Source organism: Butyrivibrio sp. XPD2006 (assembly GCF_000420865.1).
Lineage (GTDB): Bacteria > Bacillota > Clostridia > Lachnospirales > Lachnospiraceae > Butyrivibrio.
In genome coordinates, this window is sequence record NZ_ATVT01000015.1 from 65,660 (window position 1) to 83,411 (window position 17,752).

The 17,752-nt window shown below is 45.2% G+C and carries 19 protein-coding genes; 18 read left to right on the forward strand and 1 reads right to left on the reverse strand.

The features are described 5' to 3' along the window. The first annotated feature begins 6 nt into the window (after nucleotides 1–6). The 10 genes from G590_RS0115020 (at nucleotide 7) to thiI (ending at nucleotide 10,798) form a co-directional block, all read left to right on the forward strand. Nucleotides 7–654: a phosphatase PAP2 family protein gene (locus G590_RS0115020; protein ID WP_022766483.1), complete on the forward strand. Its 648-nt coding sequence runs from the start codon at nucleotides 7–9 to the stop codon at nucleotides 652–654. Between the two features lie 127 nt (nucleotides 655–781). Next, nucleotides 782–1,408 carry a DUF6465 family protein gene (locus G590_RS21580; protein WP_022766484.1) on the forward strand — a complete coding sequence of 209 codons (627 nt, stop codon included), beginning with the start codon at nucleotides 782–784 and terminating at the stop codon, nucleotides 1,406–1,408. Between the two features lie 177 nt (nucleotides 1,409–1,585). Next, a complete protein-coding gene (gene hrcA / locus G590_RS0115030; RefSeq protein ID WP_022766485.1) occupies nucleotides 1,586–2,650 on the forward strand; it encodes a heat-inducible transcriptional repressor HrcA in 1,065 nt (354 codons plus the stop codon). A 29-nt stretch (nucleotides 2,651–2,679) separates the two neighbouring features. Continuing rightward, complete coding sequence (gene grpE / locus G590_RS0115035) at nucleotides 2,680–3,330, forward strand: nucleotide exchange factor GrpE (protein WP_022766486.1); 651 nt, start codon at nucleotides 2,680–2,682, stop codon at nucleotides 3,328–3,330. 45 nt (nucleotides 3,331–3,375) lie between these two features. Next, entirely contained in the window at nucleotides 3,376–5,259 is a 1,884-nt protein-coding gene (gene dnaK / locus G590_RS0115040; protein WP_022766487.1) for a molecular chaperone DnaK, read from the forward strand. A gap of 88 nt (nucleotides 5,260–5,347) precedes the next feature. Beyond that, nucleotides 5,348–6,532 (forward strand): molecular chaperone DnaJ, encoded by a 1,185-nt coding sequence (dnaJ, locus tag G590_RS0115045; protein WP_022766488.1) that lies wholly within the window; start codon nucleotides 5,348–5,350, stop codon nucleotides 6,530–6,532. 91 nt (nucleotides 6,533–6,623) lie between these two features. Next, nucleotides 6,624–7,661 carry a 50S ribosomal protein L11 methyltransferase gene (gene prmA, locus G590_RS0115050; RefSeq protein WP_022766489.1) on the forward strand — a complete coding sequence of 346 codons (1,038 nt, stop codon included), beginning with the start codon at nucleotides 6,624–6,626 and terminating at the stop codon, nucleotides 7,659–7,661. Then, complete coding sequence (locus tag G590_RS0115055; RefSeq protein ID WP_022766490.1) at nucleotides 7,661–8,419, forward strand: RsmE family RNA methyltransferase; 759 nt, start codon at nucleotides 7,661–7,663, stop codon at nucleotides 8,417–8,419. The genes prmA and G590_RS0115055 overlap by 1 nt, the downstream gene beginning before the upstream one ends. 8 nt (nucleotides 8,420–8,427) lie before the next feature. Next, nucleotides 8,428–9,585, forward strand: coding sequence for a cysteine desulfurase family protein (locus G590_RS0115060; RefSeq protein WP_022766491.1), 1,158 nt, complete (start codon nucleotides 8,428–8,430; stop codon nucleotides 9,583–9,585). A 10-nt stretch (nucleotides 9,586–9,595) separates the two neighbouring features. Continuing rightward, nucleotides 9,596–10,798: a tRNA uracil 4-sulfurtransferase ThiI gene (thiI, locus tag G590_RS0115065; RefSeq protein ID WP_022766492.1), complete on the forward strand. Its 1,203-nt coding sequence runs from the start codon at nucleotides 9,596–9,598 to the stop codon at nucleotides 10,796–10,798. 79 nt (nucleotides 10,799–10,877) lie between these two features. On the opposite strand, the gene G590_RS0115070 is transcribed toward thiI, so the two are convergent. Further along, nucleotides 10,878–11,108, reverse strand: coding sequence for an HPr family phosphocarrier protein (locus G590_RS0115070; protein ID WP_022766493.1), 231 nt, complete (start codon nucleotides 11,106–11,108; stop codon nucleotides 10,878–10,880). 74 nt (nucleotides 11,109–11,182) lie between these two features. On the opposite strand from G590_RS0115070, the gene mtaB reads away from it, so the two are divergent. The 8 genes from mtaB to G590_RS0115110 all read left to right on the forward strand — a co-directional run bounded on the left by mtaB (nucleotide 11,183) and on the right by G590_RS0115110 (nucleotide 17,729). Then, nucleotides 11,183–12,532 carry a tRNA (N(6)-L-threonylcarbamoyladenosine(37)-C(2))-methylthiotransferase MtaB gene (gene mtaB / locus G590_RS0115075; RefSeq protein ID WP_022766494.1) on the forward strand — a complete coding sequence of 450 codons (1,350 nt, stop codon included), beginning with the start codon at nucleotides 11,183–11,185 and terminating at the stop codon, nucleotides 12,530–12,532. Nucleotides 12,533–12,669: 137 nt separating this feature from the next. Beyond that, a complete protein-coding gene (locus tag G590_RS0115080; protein WP_022768041.1) occupies nucleotides 12,670–12,945 on the forward strand; it encodes an IreB family regulatory phosphoprotein in 276 nt (91 codons plus the stop codon). Beyond that, nucleotides 12,945–13,370 carry a Holliday junction resolvase RuvX gene (ruvX, locus tag G590_RS0115085; RefSeq protein WP_022766496.1) on the forward strand — a complete coding sequence of 142 codons (426 nt, stop codon included), beginning with the start codon at nucleotides 12,945–12,947 and terminating at the stop codon, nucleotides 13,368–13,370. The genes G590_RS0115080 and ruvX overlap by 1 nt, the downstream gene beginning before the upstream one ends. A 6-nt stretch (nucleotides 13,371–13,376) precedes the next feature. Beyond that, nucleotides 13,377–13,640 (forward strand): DUF1292 domain-containing protein, encoded by a 264-nt coding sequence (locus G590_RS0115090; protein ID WP_022766497.1) that lies wholly within the window; start codon nucleotides 13,377–13,379, stop codon nucleotides 13,638–13,640. A 59-nt stretch (nucleotides 13,641–13,699) separates the two neighbouring features. Continuing rightward, nucleotides 13,700–15,379: a ribonuclease J gene (locus G590_RS0115095; protein WP_022766498.1), complete on the forward strand. Its 1,680-nt coding sequence runs from the start codon at nucleotides 13,700–13,702 to the stop codon at nucleotides 15,377–15,379. Between the two features lie 19 nt (nucleotides 15,380–15,398). Continuing rightward, a complete protein-coding gene (locus G590_RS20850) occupies nucleotides 15,399–15,821 on the forward strand; it encodes an endolytic transglycosylase MltG (RefSeq protein ID WP_022766499.1) in 423 nt (140 codons plus the stop codon). Beyond that, nucleotides 15,763–16,455 carry an O-methyltransferase gene (locus G590_RS0115105; protein ID WP_330361684.1) on the forward strand — a complete coding sequence of 231 codons (693 nt, stop codon included), beginning with the start codon at nucleotides 15,763–15,765 and terminating at the stop codon, nucleotides 16,453–16,455. The genes G590_RS20850 and G590_RS0115105 overlap by 59 nt, the downstream gene beginning before the upstream one ends. Nucleotides 16,456–16,484: 29 nt before the next feature. Then, entirely contained in the window at nucleotides 16,485–17,729 is a 1,245-nt protein-coding gene (locus G590_RS0115110; protein ID WP_022766501.1) for a peptidase U32 family protein, read from the forward strand. Nucleotides 17,730–17,752: the final 23 nt, after the last annotated feature.

The window sequence follows — 17,752 nt, forward strand, 5'->3', positions numbered from 1 at the left end:
TTTTAATTGAAGATTGAGAAAAATTCGCTGGTAAAGCCTTTATGTCTTTTGCTGGTGACTGTGATTTTTTCTGTTCTAACATACTTTGTGGATAGAGCAGCTATAGGACTTGAGGGTACTTCCGTAGGATTCTCTTCATTAAACGGAGCTGTGTCAGGTGCACTTGGCTACAATGGATTTTTTGACAAAGTATCGGATCTTGTGATGGTGCTGTCATTTTTGGTTGTGGCAAGCTTTGCGTTTATAGGTCTTCTTGTGCTGGTAAAAACAAAGAGCATAGCCAAAGTGGGTAAGACAATTCTTGGACTTGGAATCCTTTATCTGGTGGTTGCCATTATATATGTTGCTTTTGATAAGATTCCGATAAATTACAGACCGCTTTTACAGCCGGGTGAGACTGAGATTGAGACGTCTTTTCCATCAAGCCACACACTCGTTATATGCAGTGTTTTTGGAAGTGCTATGATTGCCTGGAAAAGGCTTCTTAAGAATAAGACTTATGCTAAAGTGCTGAGAATAGCTGCAGTTGCGCTTATGGTGATTGGAGTATGTGCAAGATTACTGGCCGGAGTACACTGGCTTACCGACATTATCGCGGGAGTTCTGTTTTCGCTCACACTGGTTTCCTTTTATGCCGCTTGTAGCAAGGATTAAAAGTCATTAAATCTTAGTAAATGCGTTGACAATGCGCATTAATGAGTGTAAACTCTATTTCGTAATCGCTTTATTGTTTTAACGAGCTACAATAAATCATATATGATTTTGAGGAGGAAATGTAAAAATGGCAGAGATCAAGAAGACTGAGGCAGCTGCAAAGCCTGTTGCAACAATCAAGACACCGGTAGCTGCAGAAGTTAAGACACCTGAAGTAAAAGCAGCACCTGCAAAGGCAGAGGAGAAGAAGGCAGCACCTGCAAAGGCAGAGGAGAAGAAGGCAGCACCTGCAAAGGCAGAGGAGAAGAAGGCAGCTCCTGCTAAGAAGGCAGCAGCTAAGAAGCCTGCAGCTAAGAAAGCTGCACCGGCCAAGAAGGCAGCTCCTGAAAAGAAGGCTGAGCCTAAGAAGGCAGCTGAGAAGACTGAGGCTAAGAAGCCTGCAGCTAAGAAAGCTACAACAGCCAAGAAGGCAGCTCCTGCAAAGAAGGCTACAGCAGCCAAGAAGCCTGCAGCTAAGAAGGCTACAACAGCTAAGAAGGCAGCAGCACCTGAGGTTAAGACAAATATTGTTCTTCAGTACGGCGACAAGAATGTTACATACGATACAATCGTTGCTAACGCTAAGAACAACTTCAAGTTTGAGATGGGCGGAGACGTTGATTCCATGAAGAAGCTCAGCGTTTATGTTAAGCCTGAAGAGAACTCAGCTTACTACGTTGTTGATGACAAGGTACAGGGCAGAATTGATCTTTAATCTTTCGTTAATATAAAAACTCTTGCAGCAGACACCTAAAAAGTGTCTGCTGTTTTTTTATCCATATTTAACATTTAGATGGTTGACATTAGTTCCGCCGAGTGATATTTTATGTTACAGAGAAGATGTTAGCACTCGATTGAGTTGAGTGCTAACAACTCAAAAAAAGCCATTCCAATGGAATCCGGAGACAGAGGAAGGGGTAACAACTTGGAACTTGATGAGAGAAAGAGAACCATACTACATGCAATAGTAAGGAACTACCTTGAGACGGGAGAACCTGTCGGATCAAGGACTATTTCCAAGGATACTGATCTGAACCTTAGTTCAGCCACCATCAGAAATGAGATGGCAGACCTTGAGGAGATGGGACTTATTATTCAGCCCCATACTTCAGCCGGAAGAATTCCTTCCGATCAGGGCTACAGAGTTTATGTAGACGAGATGCTGAGGGAGAAGGAACAGGAAGTTGAGAATATGAAGGAGATGCTTCTTGATAAGGAAGAGAAGCTTGAGAATCTCCTTAAACAGGTGGCTAAGACCCTTGCAATTGATACCAACTACGCCACAATGATCTCGGCACCTCAGATCCGCAAGAACAAGCTGAAGTTCATACAGATATCCAAAGTTGACACCGAGCACCTTCTGGCAACTATCGTTATAGAAGGAAATGTCATCAAGAATAAGATCATTCCCGTTGAGGAAGAACTTGATGATGCCACAATGCTCAAGCTTAACATTCTTCTTAACACAAGACTTGACGGACTTGCTGTAGAGGATATCAATTTAGGACTTATAGCAGCGGTCAAGCAGGAAGCCGGAATTCACAGTGAGATCATCGGAAACGTCATTGATACAGCTGCCGAATCAATCACAGCTGATGACGACCTTCAGATATATACTAGCGGTACAATGAATTTCTTCAAGTACCCGGAGCTTACGGATTCAGCCAAGGCCAGTGAGCTCATAAGCACCTTTGAGGATACCAAGGACCTCTCCAGTATCGTAGAGGACACGCTCTCATCTGACGGAGAGCAGACAGGAATCCAGGTTTACATCGGCAATGAGACACCGATACAGTCCATGAAGGATTGCAGTGTTGTAACGGCGACATACGAGCTTGGTGATGGCATGAAGGGAACCGTTGGAATCATCGGCCCCAAGAGAATGGATTACGGCAAGGTTATAACGACGCTTAAGAATATGCGTCATGCACTTGATGATCTATATAAAAAGGATTAGGAACATAAGCTTTAAGGAGGCAATTTGAATTGAGCGAAGATAAGAAAAAGGCTTCATCTGCCAAGGCAGGTAAGAGCGCTGAGGAAAAGAAAAAAGAAGAAGTTCTTGAGAATATCATGGAAGAACTTGAAGAGGAAGCCAAAGAGAAAGAGGCAGCTGAAACATCCGCTACTAAGGAGGATAAAGATGATGCTGAGGCAAATCCTACTGTAGAAAAAGAAGATAAGAAAAAAGAGAAAAAGAATCCGCTTCAGGAAAAGATCGATGAACTTAACGACAAAGTCCTGAGACAGATGGCGGAGTTTGAGAACTTCAGGAAGAGAACCGACAAAGAGAAATCACAGCAGTTTGAACTTGGTCAGGGCAATGTCCTTGAGAAGCTCCTTCCTGTAGTAGATAATTTTGAGAGAGGTCTTGCAGCAGTTCCCGAGGCTGAGAAAGACGGAGCTTTTGCAGATGGCATGAACAAGATTTACAAGCAGCTCATCAAGCAGCTTGAAGATCTCGGAGTAACCCCAATAGAAGCGGTTGGAAAAGAGTTTGATCCAAACCTCCACAATGCAGTAATGCAGGTGGAATCCCAGGAATACGAATCCGGAATCGTTGCCCAGGAGCTTCAGAAGGGATACATGTTCCATGATACAGTGCTCAGACACAGCATGGTGGCTGTAGCACAATAACTTAGTAAATACAGAATCTTATTATTATAAACGGAGGAAAAAGAAATGAGTAAGATTATTGGTATCGACCTTGGTACAACTAATAGCTGCGTAGCAGTTATGGAAGGTGGTAAGCCCACCGTTATCGCTAACGCAGAAGGCGCTAGAACAACACCTTCAATCGTTGCTTTCACAAAGAACGGCGAGAGGATCGTCGGCGAGCCTGCTAAGCGTCAGGCAGTAACAAATGCTGAGAACACAATCTCATCTATCAAGAGAGATATGGGTACAGATCACGGCCGTACAATCGACGGCAAGAAGTATTCACCTCAGCAGATTTCAGCTATGATCCTGCAGAAGCTTAAGGCAGATGCAGAACAGTATCTCGGCGAAAAAGTTACAGAAGCAGTTATAACAGTTCCTGCTTACTTCAATGATGCTCAGCGTCAGGCTACTAAGGACGCAGGTAAGATCGCAGGACTTGAGGTAAAGAGAATCATCAACGAGCCTACAGCAGCAGCTCTGGCTTACGGTCTTGACAACGAGAAAGAGCAGAAGATCATGGTTTACGACCTTGGTGGTGGTACATTTGATGTATCTATCATCGATATTGGTGACGGTGTTATCGAAGTTCTTTCAACAAACGGCGATACACACCTCGGTGGTGATGACTTTGACCAGGCAATCATCAACTGGATGGTTCAGGATTTCAAGAACAAAGAAGGCGTTGACCTTTCAGGCGATAAGATGGCTATGCAGAGACTTAAGGAAGCTGCAGAGAAGGCTAAGAAGGAGCTCTCTTCTTCAACAACAACCAACATCAACCTTCCTTTCATCTCAGCAGGCGCAGATGGCCCTAAGCACTTTGATGTAGATCTTACAAGAGCTAAATTCGAAGAGCTTATCCATGACCTTGTAGAGAGAACAGCTATCCCTGTTCAGAACGCTATGAAGGATGCAGGACTTACAAATGCAGATATCGGCAAGGTTCTCCTTGTTGGTGGATCAACACGTGTTCCTTGCGTAGTTGAGAAGGTTAAACAGCTCACAGGCCAGGAGCCTTCCAAGAACCTCAACCCTGATGAGTGCGTAGCTATCGGTGCAGGTATCCAGGGCGGTAAGCTTGCAGGTGATGAGGGCGCAGGTGATATCCTTCTTCTTGATGTAACACCTCTTTCACTTTCTATCGAGACAATGGGTGGTGTTGCTACAAGACTTATCGAGCGTAACACAACAATTCCTACCAAGAAGAGCCAGGTATTCTCAACAGCTGCTGATAACCAGACAGCCGTAGATATCAACGTACTTCAGGGTGAGAGACAGTTCGCCAAGGATAACAAGTCACTTGGACAGTTCAGACTTGACGGAATCCCTCCGGCAATGAGAGGTGTTCCTCAGATCGAGGTTACATTCGATATCGATGCTAACGGTATCGTTAACGTTTCAGCTAAGGACCTTGGAACAGGCAAGGAGCAGCACATCACAATCACAGCCGGTTCTAACATGTCTGACGAGGATATCGATAAGGCAGTTAAGGAAGCTCAGGAGTACGAGGCTCAGGACAAGAAGCGTAAGGAAGGCATTGATGCAAGAAACGACGCTGACTCATTCGTATTCCAGACAGAGAAGGCTCTCCAGGAAGTAGGCGACAAGATCGATGCTTCTCAGAAGCAGGTTGTTGAGGATGACATCAAGGCTCTCAAGGAGACACTTGAGCAGACCAAGGACAAGGAGCTTTCAGATTCTGAGATCGATTCTCTTAAGAGCCAGAAAGAGAAGCTCATGAACGATGCTCAGGCACTCTTTGCTAAGATGTACGAGAACGTACAGGGAGCAGCAGGTGCTCAGGGTGCAGGCCCTGACATGGGAGCAGCAGGTCCTGACATGAATGCAGGAAGCACAGCTTCAAATGACGACAATGTAGTTGACGGTGACTACAGAGAAGTATAAGCAGACGCTTTGTTGGATAATGTTAATAATAGCCAGGCTGGAAACAGTCTGGCTATTGGAGAGTTTAAACAGATACGGTGGATTATAGATGGCAGAACAAAAACGTGACTACTATGAAGTCCTGGGCGTTGGTAAGAACGCTTCAGAGGATGAAATAAAGAAAGCATACAGAGTGCTTGCCAAGAAGTATCACCCTGACATGAATCCGGGTGATGCATCTGCGGCCGATAAGTTCAAGGAAGCATCCGAGGCTTATGCGGTACTCAGCGATCCTGAGAAAAAGCGTCAGTATGACCAGTTCGGACACGCAGCCTTTGAGGGTGGTGGTAATCCGTTCAGTGGTGGATTTGACTTTAATGGTGCAGACTTTGGCGACATCTTTGGTGATATTTTTGGTGACTTCTTCGGAGGCGGACGTGCCAGAGGCGGAGCAAGAAGTGGCCCTTCAAAGGGTGCCAATCTTCGTGCCAGCGTACGCATAACCTTCCTTGAGGCTGTATTTGGCTGTGAAAAAGAGCTTGAACTCACCATCAAGGATCCATGCCCGACATGTCATGGAACCGGAGCTAAACCCGGAACATCTCCTCAGACATGTACTAAGTGTGGCGGTAAGGGACAGATTGTTTATACACAGCAGTCATTCTTCGGAACCGTCAGAAACGTTCAGACATGTCCTGAATGTGGCGGAACAGGTAAGGTCATCAAAGAGAAGTGTGCCGACTGTCATGGAACCGGATATATTGCAAGTCGCAAGAAGATCAAGGTTACAATTCCTGCCGGTATAGACAACGGCCAGAGTGTAAGAATAAGAGAAAAGGGTGAGCCCGGAGTTAATGGCGGACCAAGAGGAGACCTTCTTGTTGAAGTTGTTGTATCTGAGCATCCTATTTTCCAGAGAGACGGTTACAACGTATATTCAATGGTTCCTGTTTCATTTGCTATTGCAGCACTTGGTGGAACAGTTCTTATAGATACTGTGGACGGTAAAGTGGCTTATGATGTTAAGGCCGGAACCCAGACAGACACAAGAGTAAGACTTCGCGGAAAGGGTATTCCTTCCCTTAGAGACAAGGAGCAGAGAGGAGACCACTATGTAACACTTGTGGTACAGGTTCCTGAGAAGCTCTCCAAGGAAGCCAAGGATCTTCTTAAGAAGTTCGATGAAAAGACAGGCGATTCCCTGACAGCGGCAGAGAGGCTCATGGGTAATGACAATAATAACCCCGGAGGCTCAGGCGGCGGTAAAAAGAAAAAGAAATTTTGGGAAACGTAAATAAGTGTGATATACTACCGTAGTTAGAAGCATTAACTACGGTAGTTTTTTGCGTGTGAAGCAGAGTCATGCAACGAGAGGACAAACTATTATGAAATGGATGCGTTTCAGAGTTCGAACAAATGAAGAATCAGAAGACATTATTGTAAGTTACCTTGAGGACATAGGTCTTGAGGGTGCTCAGATTGAGGATAATGCACCTTTATCTGCAGCCGACAAGGAGCAGATGTTCATTGATGCACCGGAGCTTGAACCGGATGAGACAGAAAGCGGTATTGAGAGCGGAGTTGCATACCTGAGCTTCTTTGTTGAGATTGATGACGACAACATGCTCACAGTTGAACTTCCCAATGATGAAGGTGAATACGAGAAGGTCAAGAAGACTCCGGAAGAGATGCAGGCCGCCATCAGAGAGAAGCTTGAGGAACTTAAGTCATTCTCCGATATAGGTGATGGTACAATCTCCGTTGATGTTACTGAAGATATAGACTGGATCAACAACTGGAAGCAGTACTTTCATAAATTCTACATTGATGATATACTTGTTATTCCATCCTGGGAAAAAGAAAGCGCAGAGGACGAGGGAAAGGCTGGCATGGTCCTTCATATCGATCCCGGAACAGCTTTCGGAACCGGTATGCATGAGACAACACAGCTCTGCATCAGGATGCTTAAGAAATATGTAACAGAGGATACCGAGCTTTTGGATGTCGGAACAGGAAGCGGAGTACTTTCCATCCTGGCCTTGATGTTCGGAGCAAAGCATGCTGTGGGAACTGACCTTGATAAATGTGCTGTTCCTGCGGTAAAAGAAAATATGGAAAACAATGGTATTTCATCCGACAAGTTTGACATGATGATCGGAAATATCATTGACGATAAAGAGGTTCAGGACAAGGTTGGATACGACAAATACGACATCGTAGTTGCCAACATTCTGGCCAATGTACTTGTTCCTTTGACACCGGTTATTTTAAACCAGCTAAAGAGCGGCGGAATCTATATCACCTCCGGTATTATCAATACCAAGGAGGAGGAAGTGAAGAAGGCGCATCTTGATGCGGGTCTTGAGATTCTTGAGATCCATCATCAGGGAGACTGGGTTTCAATCACATCGAGGAAGAATTAATGTTTCATTTCTTTGTGGACAGCAGTCAGATCACACCTGATCTTAAGAAGGTGGAAGTAACAGGCAGCGATTACAATCACATGGTAAGTGTCCTTCGCATGAAGGTGGGAGAGCAGTTTTCCGTCAGCATCAGAGAAGAGGGAGAAGGACGTGAGCTCTTTTACGAAATAGAAGAGATCACGGGCGAATCCGTTATCGGCAATCTTTGCTTTGTTGAGGAACAGGGAAACGAACTGCCCTCCAAGATATATCTTTTCCAGGGACTTCCCAAGGTGGATAAGATGGAACTCATCATCCAGAAGGCGGTTGAGCTGGGAGCTTACAGGATTGTTCCTTTGAAGACCAAGAGATGCGTTGTCAAGATAGATGAAAAAAAGGCACCGGCCAAGCAAAAGAGATGGCAGGCAATATCCGAGGCTGCAGCCAAGCAGAGTAAGCGCGGTATTATCCCTGAGGTTATGCTGCCCATCACCATGAAGCAGGCTATAGAATACTGCGACAGCGAAGGCATTGATGTCCGCCTCATTCCCTATGAGAATGCAAAAGACATCTCGGTGACCAGACAGATAATAGATAATATAGAACCCGGCCGGAGCATAGCTCTTTTCATCGGCCCCGAAGGGGGATTCTCGGAGGATGAGATAGCGCTGTGTTCTGAGAACAACATAAAGCCCATCACTCTGGGCAAGAGGATCCTTAGAACCGAGACGGCCGGATTTACTGCGATAGCATGGCTTATGTATCACCTTGAAAGCTGAGTAATAAAATGAGAGCATATTTGGATAATTCAGCCACCACAAGAGCCTACGATGAAGTGGCACAGCTGGTGGCCAGGATAATGACAGAAGAATACGGAAATGCATCCAGTGTACATCACATGGGAACTATTTCCGGCAACAGACTCTACAGTGCAAGAGAGACAATCGCTGATACCTTGAAGGTTGATCCTGCGGAGATAGTATTCACCTCAGGCGGAACGGAGTCTGACAACACAGCAATTATCGGAGCTGCGAGGGCAAATGCCTGGAGAGGCAAGCACATAATCACAACCTCCATAGAGCATCCGGCTGTTTTGGAGAGCTGCCAGGAGCTTGTTAAGGAAGGCTTTGAAATAACTTACCTTCCTGTTGATGAGAACGGTGTTGTGAGGCTCGACGATTTAAAGAACGCAATAAGAGAAGATACAATTCTTGTATCTATGATGTTTGTAAACAATGAGATCGGCGCAGTGGAGCCAATTGCTGATGCCGGAAAGCTCATTAAATCTATAAACGACCAGATAGTATTTCATGTGGATGCAGTGCAGGCCTATGGCAAGTTCAGAATAAGACCAAGGTCAATGAACATCGATCTTTTGGCTGTCAGCGCCCACAAGATACACGGCCCCAAGGGCGTGGGATTCCTTTATATCAAAAAAGGAACTAAGATAACCCCCATATGTTACGGCGGAGGTCAGCAGAAGGGTATGAGATCCGGCACCGAAAATGTTCCGGGTATCGCAGGAATGGCCCTTGCTGCACAGATGTGCTACGATAATTTTGATGAGAAAATGAGCGCTCTGTACGAGCTCAAGAAATACCTTATGGATTCTCTTGCTGAGAGGATCTCGGACATCAGGCTCAATGGTCCCGAGTGCGAAAAGGGAGCTCCGCACATTGTGAGCGTTTCAATAAAGGGACTTGCTGCGGAGACTATACTCAACATGCTGAGCAGTAAAGAGATTTACGTTTCAGCCGGAAGCGCATGTACTTCCAATAACCCACATGTTTCGGATACGCTTAAGTCCATCGGGCTTGATAAGAGCCTTTTGGAATCAACAATACGTATCAGTATGTCTACCCAGACAACAAAAGAGGAGATTGACTATCTTTTGGATGTTCTCTCTTCTCAGGTAGAGACAATGAGAAAGTTTTACAGGCATTAAGGAGATTGATATGCAGTACCATGCTTTTGTAATCAAATACGCAGAGATCGGAGTTAAGGGCAAGAACAGATATATTTTTGAAGATGCCCTTGTAAGACAGATCAAAAGAGTTTTAGGAGGATGCGACGGCGAGTTCAAGATCTCCAAGGTCGCAGGAAGAGTCTATGTTGAGGCTGCCGGCTTCGATTTTGACGAGACTGTTTCCGCACTCCAGAGAGTCTTTGGAATAACCGGAATCTGTCCTGCTGTGACAATAGAAAGAGACGGGGAGAATAATCTTCCTGATGTTGACGGAGTTTGCAAGGCGGTTGTGGACTTCGTTGATGGAGTATACCCTGACAAGAACCGCACTTTCAAGATTAAGTGCAGAAGAGTTGATAAGAGCTATCCTATGGATTCCATGGAGATGGCAGCTGAGATAGGTGGCAGGATCCTTGATGCTTATCCTGAGATGAAGGTTGATGTTCATGACCCTCAGATTCTCATAAATGTTGAGATCCGTGAGAAGCTCAACATCTTTTCCGAGATCATCCCGGGCCCGGGTGGAATGCCCATCGGAACTGCAGGCAAGGCTATGCTTCTTCTCTCTGGAGGAATTGATTCGCCTGTTGCAGGTTACATGGTTGCCAAGAGAGGTGTTGATATTGAGGCCGTTTACTTCAATGCGCCGCCTTACACCAGTGAGAAGGCTAAACAGAAGGTTGTCGACCTTGCGGGTGTTATCGCCAAGTACACAGGCAATATCAAGCTTCATGTCATCAACTTTACAGATATTCAGATGTACATTTATGAGAAGTGCCCACATGATGAGCTGACCATCATCATGAGAAGATATATGATGAAGATTGCAGATATCCTGGCAGCAAGATCGGGATGTATGGGACTTATAACAGGCGAGAGTATCGGCCAGGTTGCTTCCCAGACCATGCAGAGCCTTATGTGCACAGGAGAGGTAGTAAAAGACATGCCGGTTTACAGACCGCTTATCGCCTTTGACAAGCAGGATATCGTAGATATCTCAGTAAAGATCGATGCCTATGAGACATCTATCCTTCCTTACGAGGACTGCTGCACAATATTTGTGGCCAAGCATCCTGTAACAAAGCCAAGGCTGGATATTATCCAGAGGCATGAGGAGGATCTTTCCGAGAAGATTGATGAGCTGGTTCAGACAGCTCTTGATACAGATGAAGTGATTGAGATAAAGAAGTAACAGGAAAGTAAAAAGACCATCCCGATATTATCGAGATGGTCTGTAATAATCTTTTTTGATAGATCTAATCAGTTACTGATTAGACCATGTAGGGCTTGAGAACCTCAAGGATCTCTTCAGCGCCGTCTTCTGCATGGATATTAAGGTCGATCGGCTTTGAAAGATCGAGTGAGAAAATACCCATAATAGACTTAGCATCGATAACGTATCTTCCTGATACAAGGTCGAAATCATAATCGAACTTCGTAATATCGTTTACGAAAGATTTAACCTTATCGATGGAATTTAAAGAAATCTTAACTGTCTTCATTGGTCAAGTACCTCCTTCTTTTCTTTATAGTAAACGTATGATTGTCAAAAGTCAATGAGGTTTTCAACATAAAAATGAATAAGATTAGCGGTTTAAGGGTTGCGATGCACAACCTTGGATGTAAAGTTAATAGTTATGAGATGGATGTTATGGGCCAGAAGCTTGCAGATGCAGGCTGTAAGCTGGTTCCGTTTACCGACGTTGCAGATGTTTATATCATCAACACCTGTACCGTTACAAATATCGCCGACAGAAAATCCAGGCAGATGCTTCACAAGGCAAAAAAGGAAAATCCGGGAGCTGTGGTGGTGGCTGTCGGATGCTACGTGGAGACCGGAATAGACGGTGTCAAAAAAGATGAGAGTATAGACCTTGCTGTCGGTAACAATAAAAAGTCTGAGATTGTCAGCATCCTTGAGGAGTTCATGGCTGCGAGGGAAGGCATTGAAGATAAGACCATGGGCGGAAGATCAGTCATTGATATAAACGCCACTCACGAATATGAGAACATGAGACTCTCTGAACTTCCCGAGCACACAAGGGCTTATATCAAGGTCCAGGACGGCTGCAATCAGTTCTGCAGCTATTGTGTAATACCATATGCCAGAGGAAGGGTCAGAAGCCGTGATATGGAGGATGTCCTTTCTGAGATAAAAGACCTCTCTGCAAAGGGCCTTAAGGAAGTTGTAATAACCGGTATCCATGTGGGTTCCTACGGTGTTGATAAGGGAGAGCCGCAGCTTATAGAGCTTCTTGAAAAGGTTAACGATATTTCGGGCATTGAGAGGATCCGTATGGGATCGATAGAGCCTCGTCTTATGTCTAAAGAGAATGTCGACAGACTCGCAAAGATAAGTAAGCTCTGCCCACACTTCCATCTTTCGCTTCAGAGCGGCTGCAACTCAGTACTGAAGAGAATGAACAGACATTATACCGCCGAAGAGTATATGGACAGTGTAGCTCTTTTGCGCAAAGCGTTTGACAGACCGGCTATCACAACGGATGTAATTGTAGGCTTCCCCGGAGAGAGTGAGGAAGAGTTTGAGGAGTGCAGGAAGTTTGCTGAGGACATCGCGTTCTACGAGATGCATGTCTTTAAGTATTCCCCGAGAAAGGGAACTGTGGCAGCAGGACTTGCCGATCAGCTCACCGACAGGCAGAAGTCAGCAAGAAGTGACGTTCTGATCGAGCTTACAGAAAGAGATTCGAAGGCTTACAGAGAGTCTTTTATCGGAGAAGAGCTTAAGGTTCTCTGGGAAGATGAAGAGGAGCACGGAGGTGCAAAATACCTTATCGGTCATACCGACAGATATGTCAGAGTTGCCGTGAAAGAGGGTACCGATGCCTACAATGAAGCTAAATCCGGCGAGATTACAACTGTTGTGCCGACAGGAATGCTGAACGACGAAACACTTTTGGCGTGAGTCATCGGGGACGTATCAGTTTGACTCAGATTTGAACAAATACAAATGGTTTGGTATCATTATATTGATATATTATTTTTCCGAGATTATAAGAGGGAGGACTCCCTCACAAAATATAACGAATGGAGATAGAAATCATGGCAGATCAGGATTTAGGAAATACCCAATTTTTTAAAGTTGAAGTAGAGCCTGAGACAGGCGTTAAGAAGGTACTTTCTGTAGTTTATGATGCGCTTCTGGAGAAGGGATATAATCCGGTTAACCAGATTGTTGGATATATCATGTCCGGAGATCCCACATATATCACAAGCCACAAGGGTGCAAGAAGCCTCATCATGAAGGTTGAGAGAGATGAGCTTGTAGAGGAGATGCTCACTGAGTACATCAAGAGCAACGATTGGGCCAAGAAATAATGCGAATTATGGGACTTGATTACGGTTCCAAGACTGTGGGCGTAGCTATCAGCGATGAGCTTTTACTCACTGCCCAGGGCAAAGAAATTATCCGTAGAAAAGAAGAGAACAAACTTAGAAAAACACTGGCGCGCATAGAAGAACTCATTCAGGAGTACGGGGTGGAAAAGATTGTATTGGGACTTCCCCTGAACATGGACGAGTCTGTCTCTGAGCGCTCTGAGTTATGCCTTGAATTTAAGGACAAGATTGAGAGAAGGACAGGGATACCTGTAGAGATGCTGGATGAACGCCTTACAACGGTTGAGGCTGATGAGATAATGAATGAAGCCGGCATTAAGGGGAAAGAGCGAAAAGAGTACGTTGACATGATTGCAGCCCAGATAATTCTTCAGGATTATCTGGACAACAAGTTGAAAAGGTGATTTATTTTGGAAAAGATTTTATTCAGCCCCGATGGAGAAGAAGCGGTAGAGTTTTATTGTCTTGAACAGACCACTATAGGTGGCAAGACATATCTGCTGGTTACGGATGAAGAAGATGGTGACGGAGAGGCGCTTATACTGCGCGACGACTCCGATTTAAAAGATGAAGAGGCGGTTTACGTTATTGTTGATGACGACCTGGAGCTTGAAGCAGTTGCAGGTGTATTTAGTAAGCTGCTCTCTGAGGATGGCATAGATCTGGATATTTAACGGGTTAGGGGTTTATATCCTATTCTTTGCGTCCGCCAAAATTATATGGAGGAATTAATTTGAGTAAAAAGAAAACTGAAAACACGTCCAAGCTGCAGGTCATTCCGTTAGGAGGCCTTGAGCAGATTGGAATGAACATCACTGCCTTCAGGTATGAGGACAGTATTATTGTGGTGGATTGCGGACTGTCTTTTCCCGACGATGACATGCTGGGAATCGATCTTGTAATCCCTGATATCACATATCTGCAGGAGAATATAGATAAGGTTAAGGGCTTTGTAATTACCCACGGACATGAGGACCACATCGGTGCGCTGCCTTATGTTCTTCATGAGCTCAATGTGCCTGTTTATGCGACACGCCTTACAATGGGCATCATCGAGCACAAGCTCGAGGAGCACAATCTCCTTAAAAAGACACGCAGAAAAGTTGTAAAGTTTGGACAGTCCATTAATCTTGGACAGTTCAGGGTTGAGTTTATAAGAACAAACCACTCTATCGTTGATGCTGCGGCTCTTGCCATTTATTCACCGGCAGGAACAGTGGTGCACACGGGAGATTTCAAGGTTGACTACACTCCTGTATACGGAGATCCTATCGACCTTCAGCGCTTTGCTGAGATTGGTAAAAAAGGTGTTCTCGCCCTTATGTGCGATTCAACAAACGCTGAGCGTCCCGGATTTACTGCGTCTGAGAAGACTGTAGGAAGGGCACTCGACAATCTGTTTGCTGATCATGAGAACTCAAGGATCATCGTAGCTACTTTTGCATCCAACGTTGACAGAGTTCAGCAGATCATAAACACCGCCCACAAGTGTGGCCGTAAGGTTGCCGTGGAAGGCAGGAGTATGGTCAGCATTATTGATATTGCCCAGAAGCTTGAGTGTATCAAGATTCCTGAGAACACTCTTGTTGACATAGACCAGATCAAGAACTTCCCTGACAATAAGACAACCATCATCACTACAGGTAGCCAGGGAGAGAGTATGGCTGCACTTAGCCGTATGGCCAACGGTCAGCACAGAAAGATCACTATCGGTGCTGGAGATACGGTCATCTTCTCATCTCATCCTATCCCGGGTAATGAGAAGGCTGTAACCAATATCATCAATGAGCTTCAGATGAAGGGCGCAGAGGTTATTTTCCAGGATGTGCATGTTTCTGGACACGCATGCCAGGAGGATATCAAGCTTATTTATACCCTTGTTAAGCCCAAGTATTCCGTGCCTGTTCACGGTGAGTACAGACATCTCATCGCTCAGAGAAGGATTGCAAAAGATCTTGGAATTCCCAAGGAGAACATCTTTATCCTTCATTCAGGTGAGATCCTTGAGCTCTCAGAAGACAGCGCCAAAGTGGCAGGCAAAGTTCCTGTCGGAGCGATCCTTGTCGACGGACTCGGCGTCGGCGATGTAGGGAATGTTGTACTTAGAGATAGACAGCATCTTGCCGAAGATGGTATTGTAATTGTTGTATTTGGAATCGATAAGGACACTGCTCAGCTTGTTTCGGGCCCGAGCATTGTTTCGAGAGGTTTTGTATATGTAAGGGAGTCCGATAAACTCATAGAGGATGCTACCGATATGGTTTATGACGACGTAACTGAGGCTCTGGAGAAGGGCATTACAGACTGGACTAAGCTCAAGAATATTGTCAAGGATACCCTTAGTGACTACATATGGAAAAAGACAAAGAGAAGGCCTATGATAATGCCTATCATAATGGATACGCATTTCTAAGGCTCCTTGGGGAGATTTTATGAACGCAAGAAAATTCTTTCTGGGATTGCTGGACATAGCTGTGAAGGTTGTATTTGTCATAATTGTGGCCATGCTGATCTCAAAATATGCCAAGCTGGCTTACAGCTATGGTTATCAGATATTCAGTCAGTCAGCGGTTTCTTCCGGAACCGGAAGGACAGTGAGCTTTACCGTTAAGAGCGGTGATGATGTTGATACCATTGCTGACAACCTTGCCGGCCTTGGACTTATTACCGACAAGAGGCTGTTCAAGCTTCAGGAGAGGTTCTCTGAGTACCATGAGAAGGAAAAGCCCGGTACATATGAGCTGAGCACAGCCATGAAACCGGAGGAGATGCTGATGATAATGTCAGGTGGTCAGGATGCTTCTGAAGAGGAGGCCGGAGAACAGGATACCGGAGACGAATCAGATGGTGGGTGAGAACGACAGGATCAGTTCCTTTATAAATTCTCTTGATGCCGGCAATCTTCCGTTCTTTGATGAGCTGGAGAGACAGGCACTTCAGGATCAGGTTCCCATAATCCGCAAGGATACGCAGGCGCTTCTAAAATTTCTGATGGCCCAGAGCAGGCCGAAGAATATTTTGGAAGTTGGCTGTGCAGTGGGATTTTCAGCACTTTTGATGGCCGCTTATACCGATGCGGACACTAAGATAACAACTATAGAGAAGTTTGAGAAGAGGATTCCCGTAGCAAGGGAGAACTTTTCCAAATATGACAACGAAGGTAAAATCACACTGTTGGAGGGGGACGCCACAGATATTTTGAAGGGTCTTGATCCGGGGTATGATTTTATTTTTATGGACGCAGCTAAGGGGCAGTACATCAACTTTTTGCCGGACTGCCTGAGAATACTTAATAAAGGCGGACTTCTGGTTTCCGACAACGTCCTTCAGGACGGAGATGTTTTTGAATCCAGGTTCGCGGTAACAAGAAGGAATCGCACCATCCATGCAAGGATGCGCGAGTATTTGTATGAGCTTAAACACAACGATCAGCTGAACACTGTTATACTGACCGTTGGCGATGGAATGACACTTTCTGTTAAGCTCTGAATTTATGTTTATTTTGAGGTATGAACAATATGAAAAAACCTGAATTATTGATACCTGCATCAAGTCTTGAAGTACTTAAGACAGCCGTTACCTTCGGGGCTGATGCGGTTTATATCGGCGGAGATGCCTTCGGACTTCGTGCCAAGGCCAAGAATTTCAGCCATGATGAGATGAAGGAGGGCATAGAGTTTGCCCATGCTCATGGAGTCAAGGTCCATGTCACCGTCAATATCCTGGCACACAACTACGATCTGGACGGCGTTGAGACTTATCTTCATGAGTTAAAAGAGCTTAAACCCGATGCGCTTATTATCGCAGACCCAGGTATCTTTATGAAGGCAAGAAGGATATGCCCCGAGATTGATATACACGTCTCAACACAGGCCAACAACACCAACTATGAAACCTACAATTTCTGGCATGATCTCGGCGCCAAGAGAGTTGTTGCAGCCAGGGAGCTTTCTTTAAATGAGATAAAAGAGATCACATCCAAGATTCCCGATGATCTTGAAATGGAGTGCTTCATTCACGGAGCCATGTGTATTTCCTACTCGGGAAGATGTCTTTTGTCCAACTATTTCACAGGGCGTGATGCCAATCATGGCGCATGTACTCATCCCTGCAGATGGAAATATGCAGTTGTTGAGGAGAAAAGACCAGGTGAATACCTTCCGGTTTATGAGAACGAGCGTGGTACTTACATCTTCAACTCCAAAGATCTGTGCATGATAGAGCACATTCCGGAGCTGGTGGATGCAGGCGTTGACAGCTGCAAGATAGAGGGAAGAATGAAGACAGCCCTCTACGTTGCAACGGTCGCAAGGACCTACAGAAAGGCCATAGACGACTACTTCGAATCCGAGGAGAAGTACAGACAGAACATGCCGTGGTATCTTGACCAGATTTCCAGATGTACTTATCGCCAGTTCACTACAGGCTTTTATTTTGGCAAGCCTACTTATGAGACGCAGATCTATGACAACAACACTTACATAAATGAATACATCTACCTCGGAATCGTCTACGATATTGACGAGAGAGGCTTTGCTAGAATAGAGCAGAGGAACAAGTTCTCCGTGGGCGATGAGATTGAGATCATGAAACCCGACGGAACTGATGTAAGGACCACGGTCAAAGGTATGTACAGGGAGGATGGAACAGCTGTAGAATCCTGTCCGCACTCCAAAGAGGTCATATATCTTGACCTTTCAGTCACACCTTCAAAATACGATATTCTCAGAGTGGATGCAGAAGATTCCACCAAGGAACAGTAAAAAACACTTGAGTTTTCGGAGAA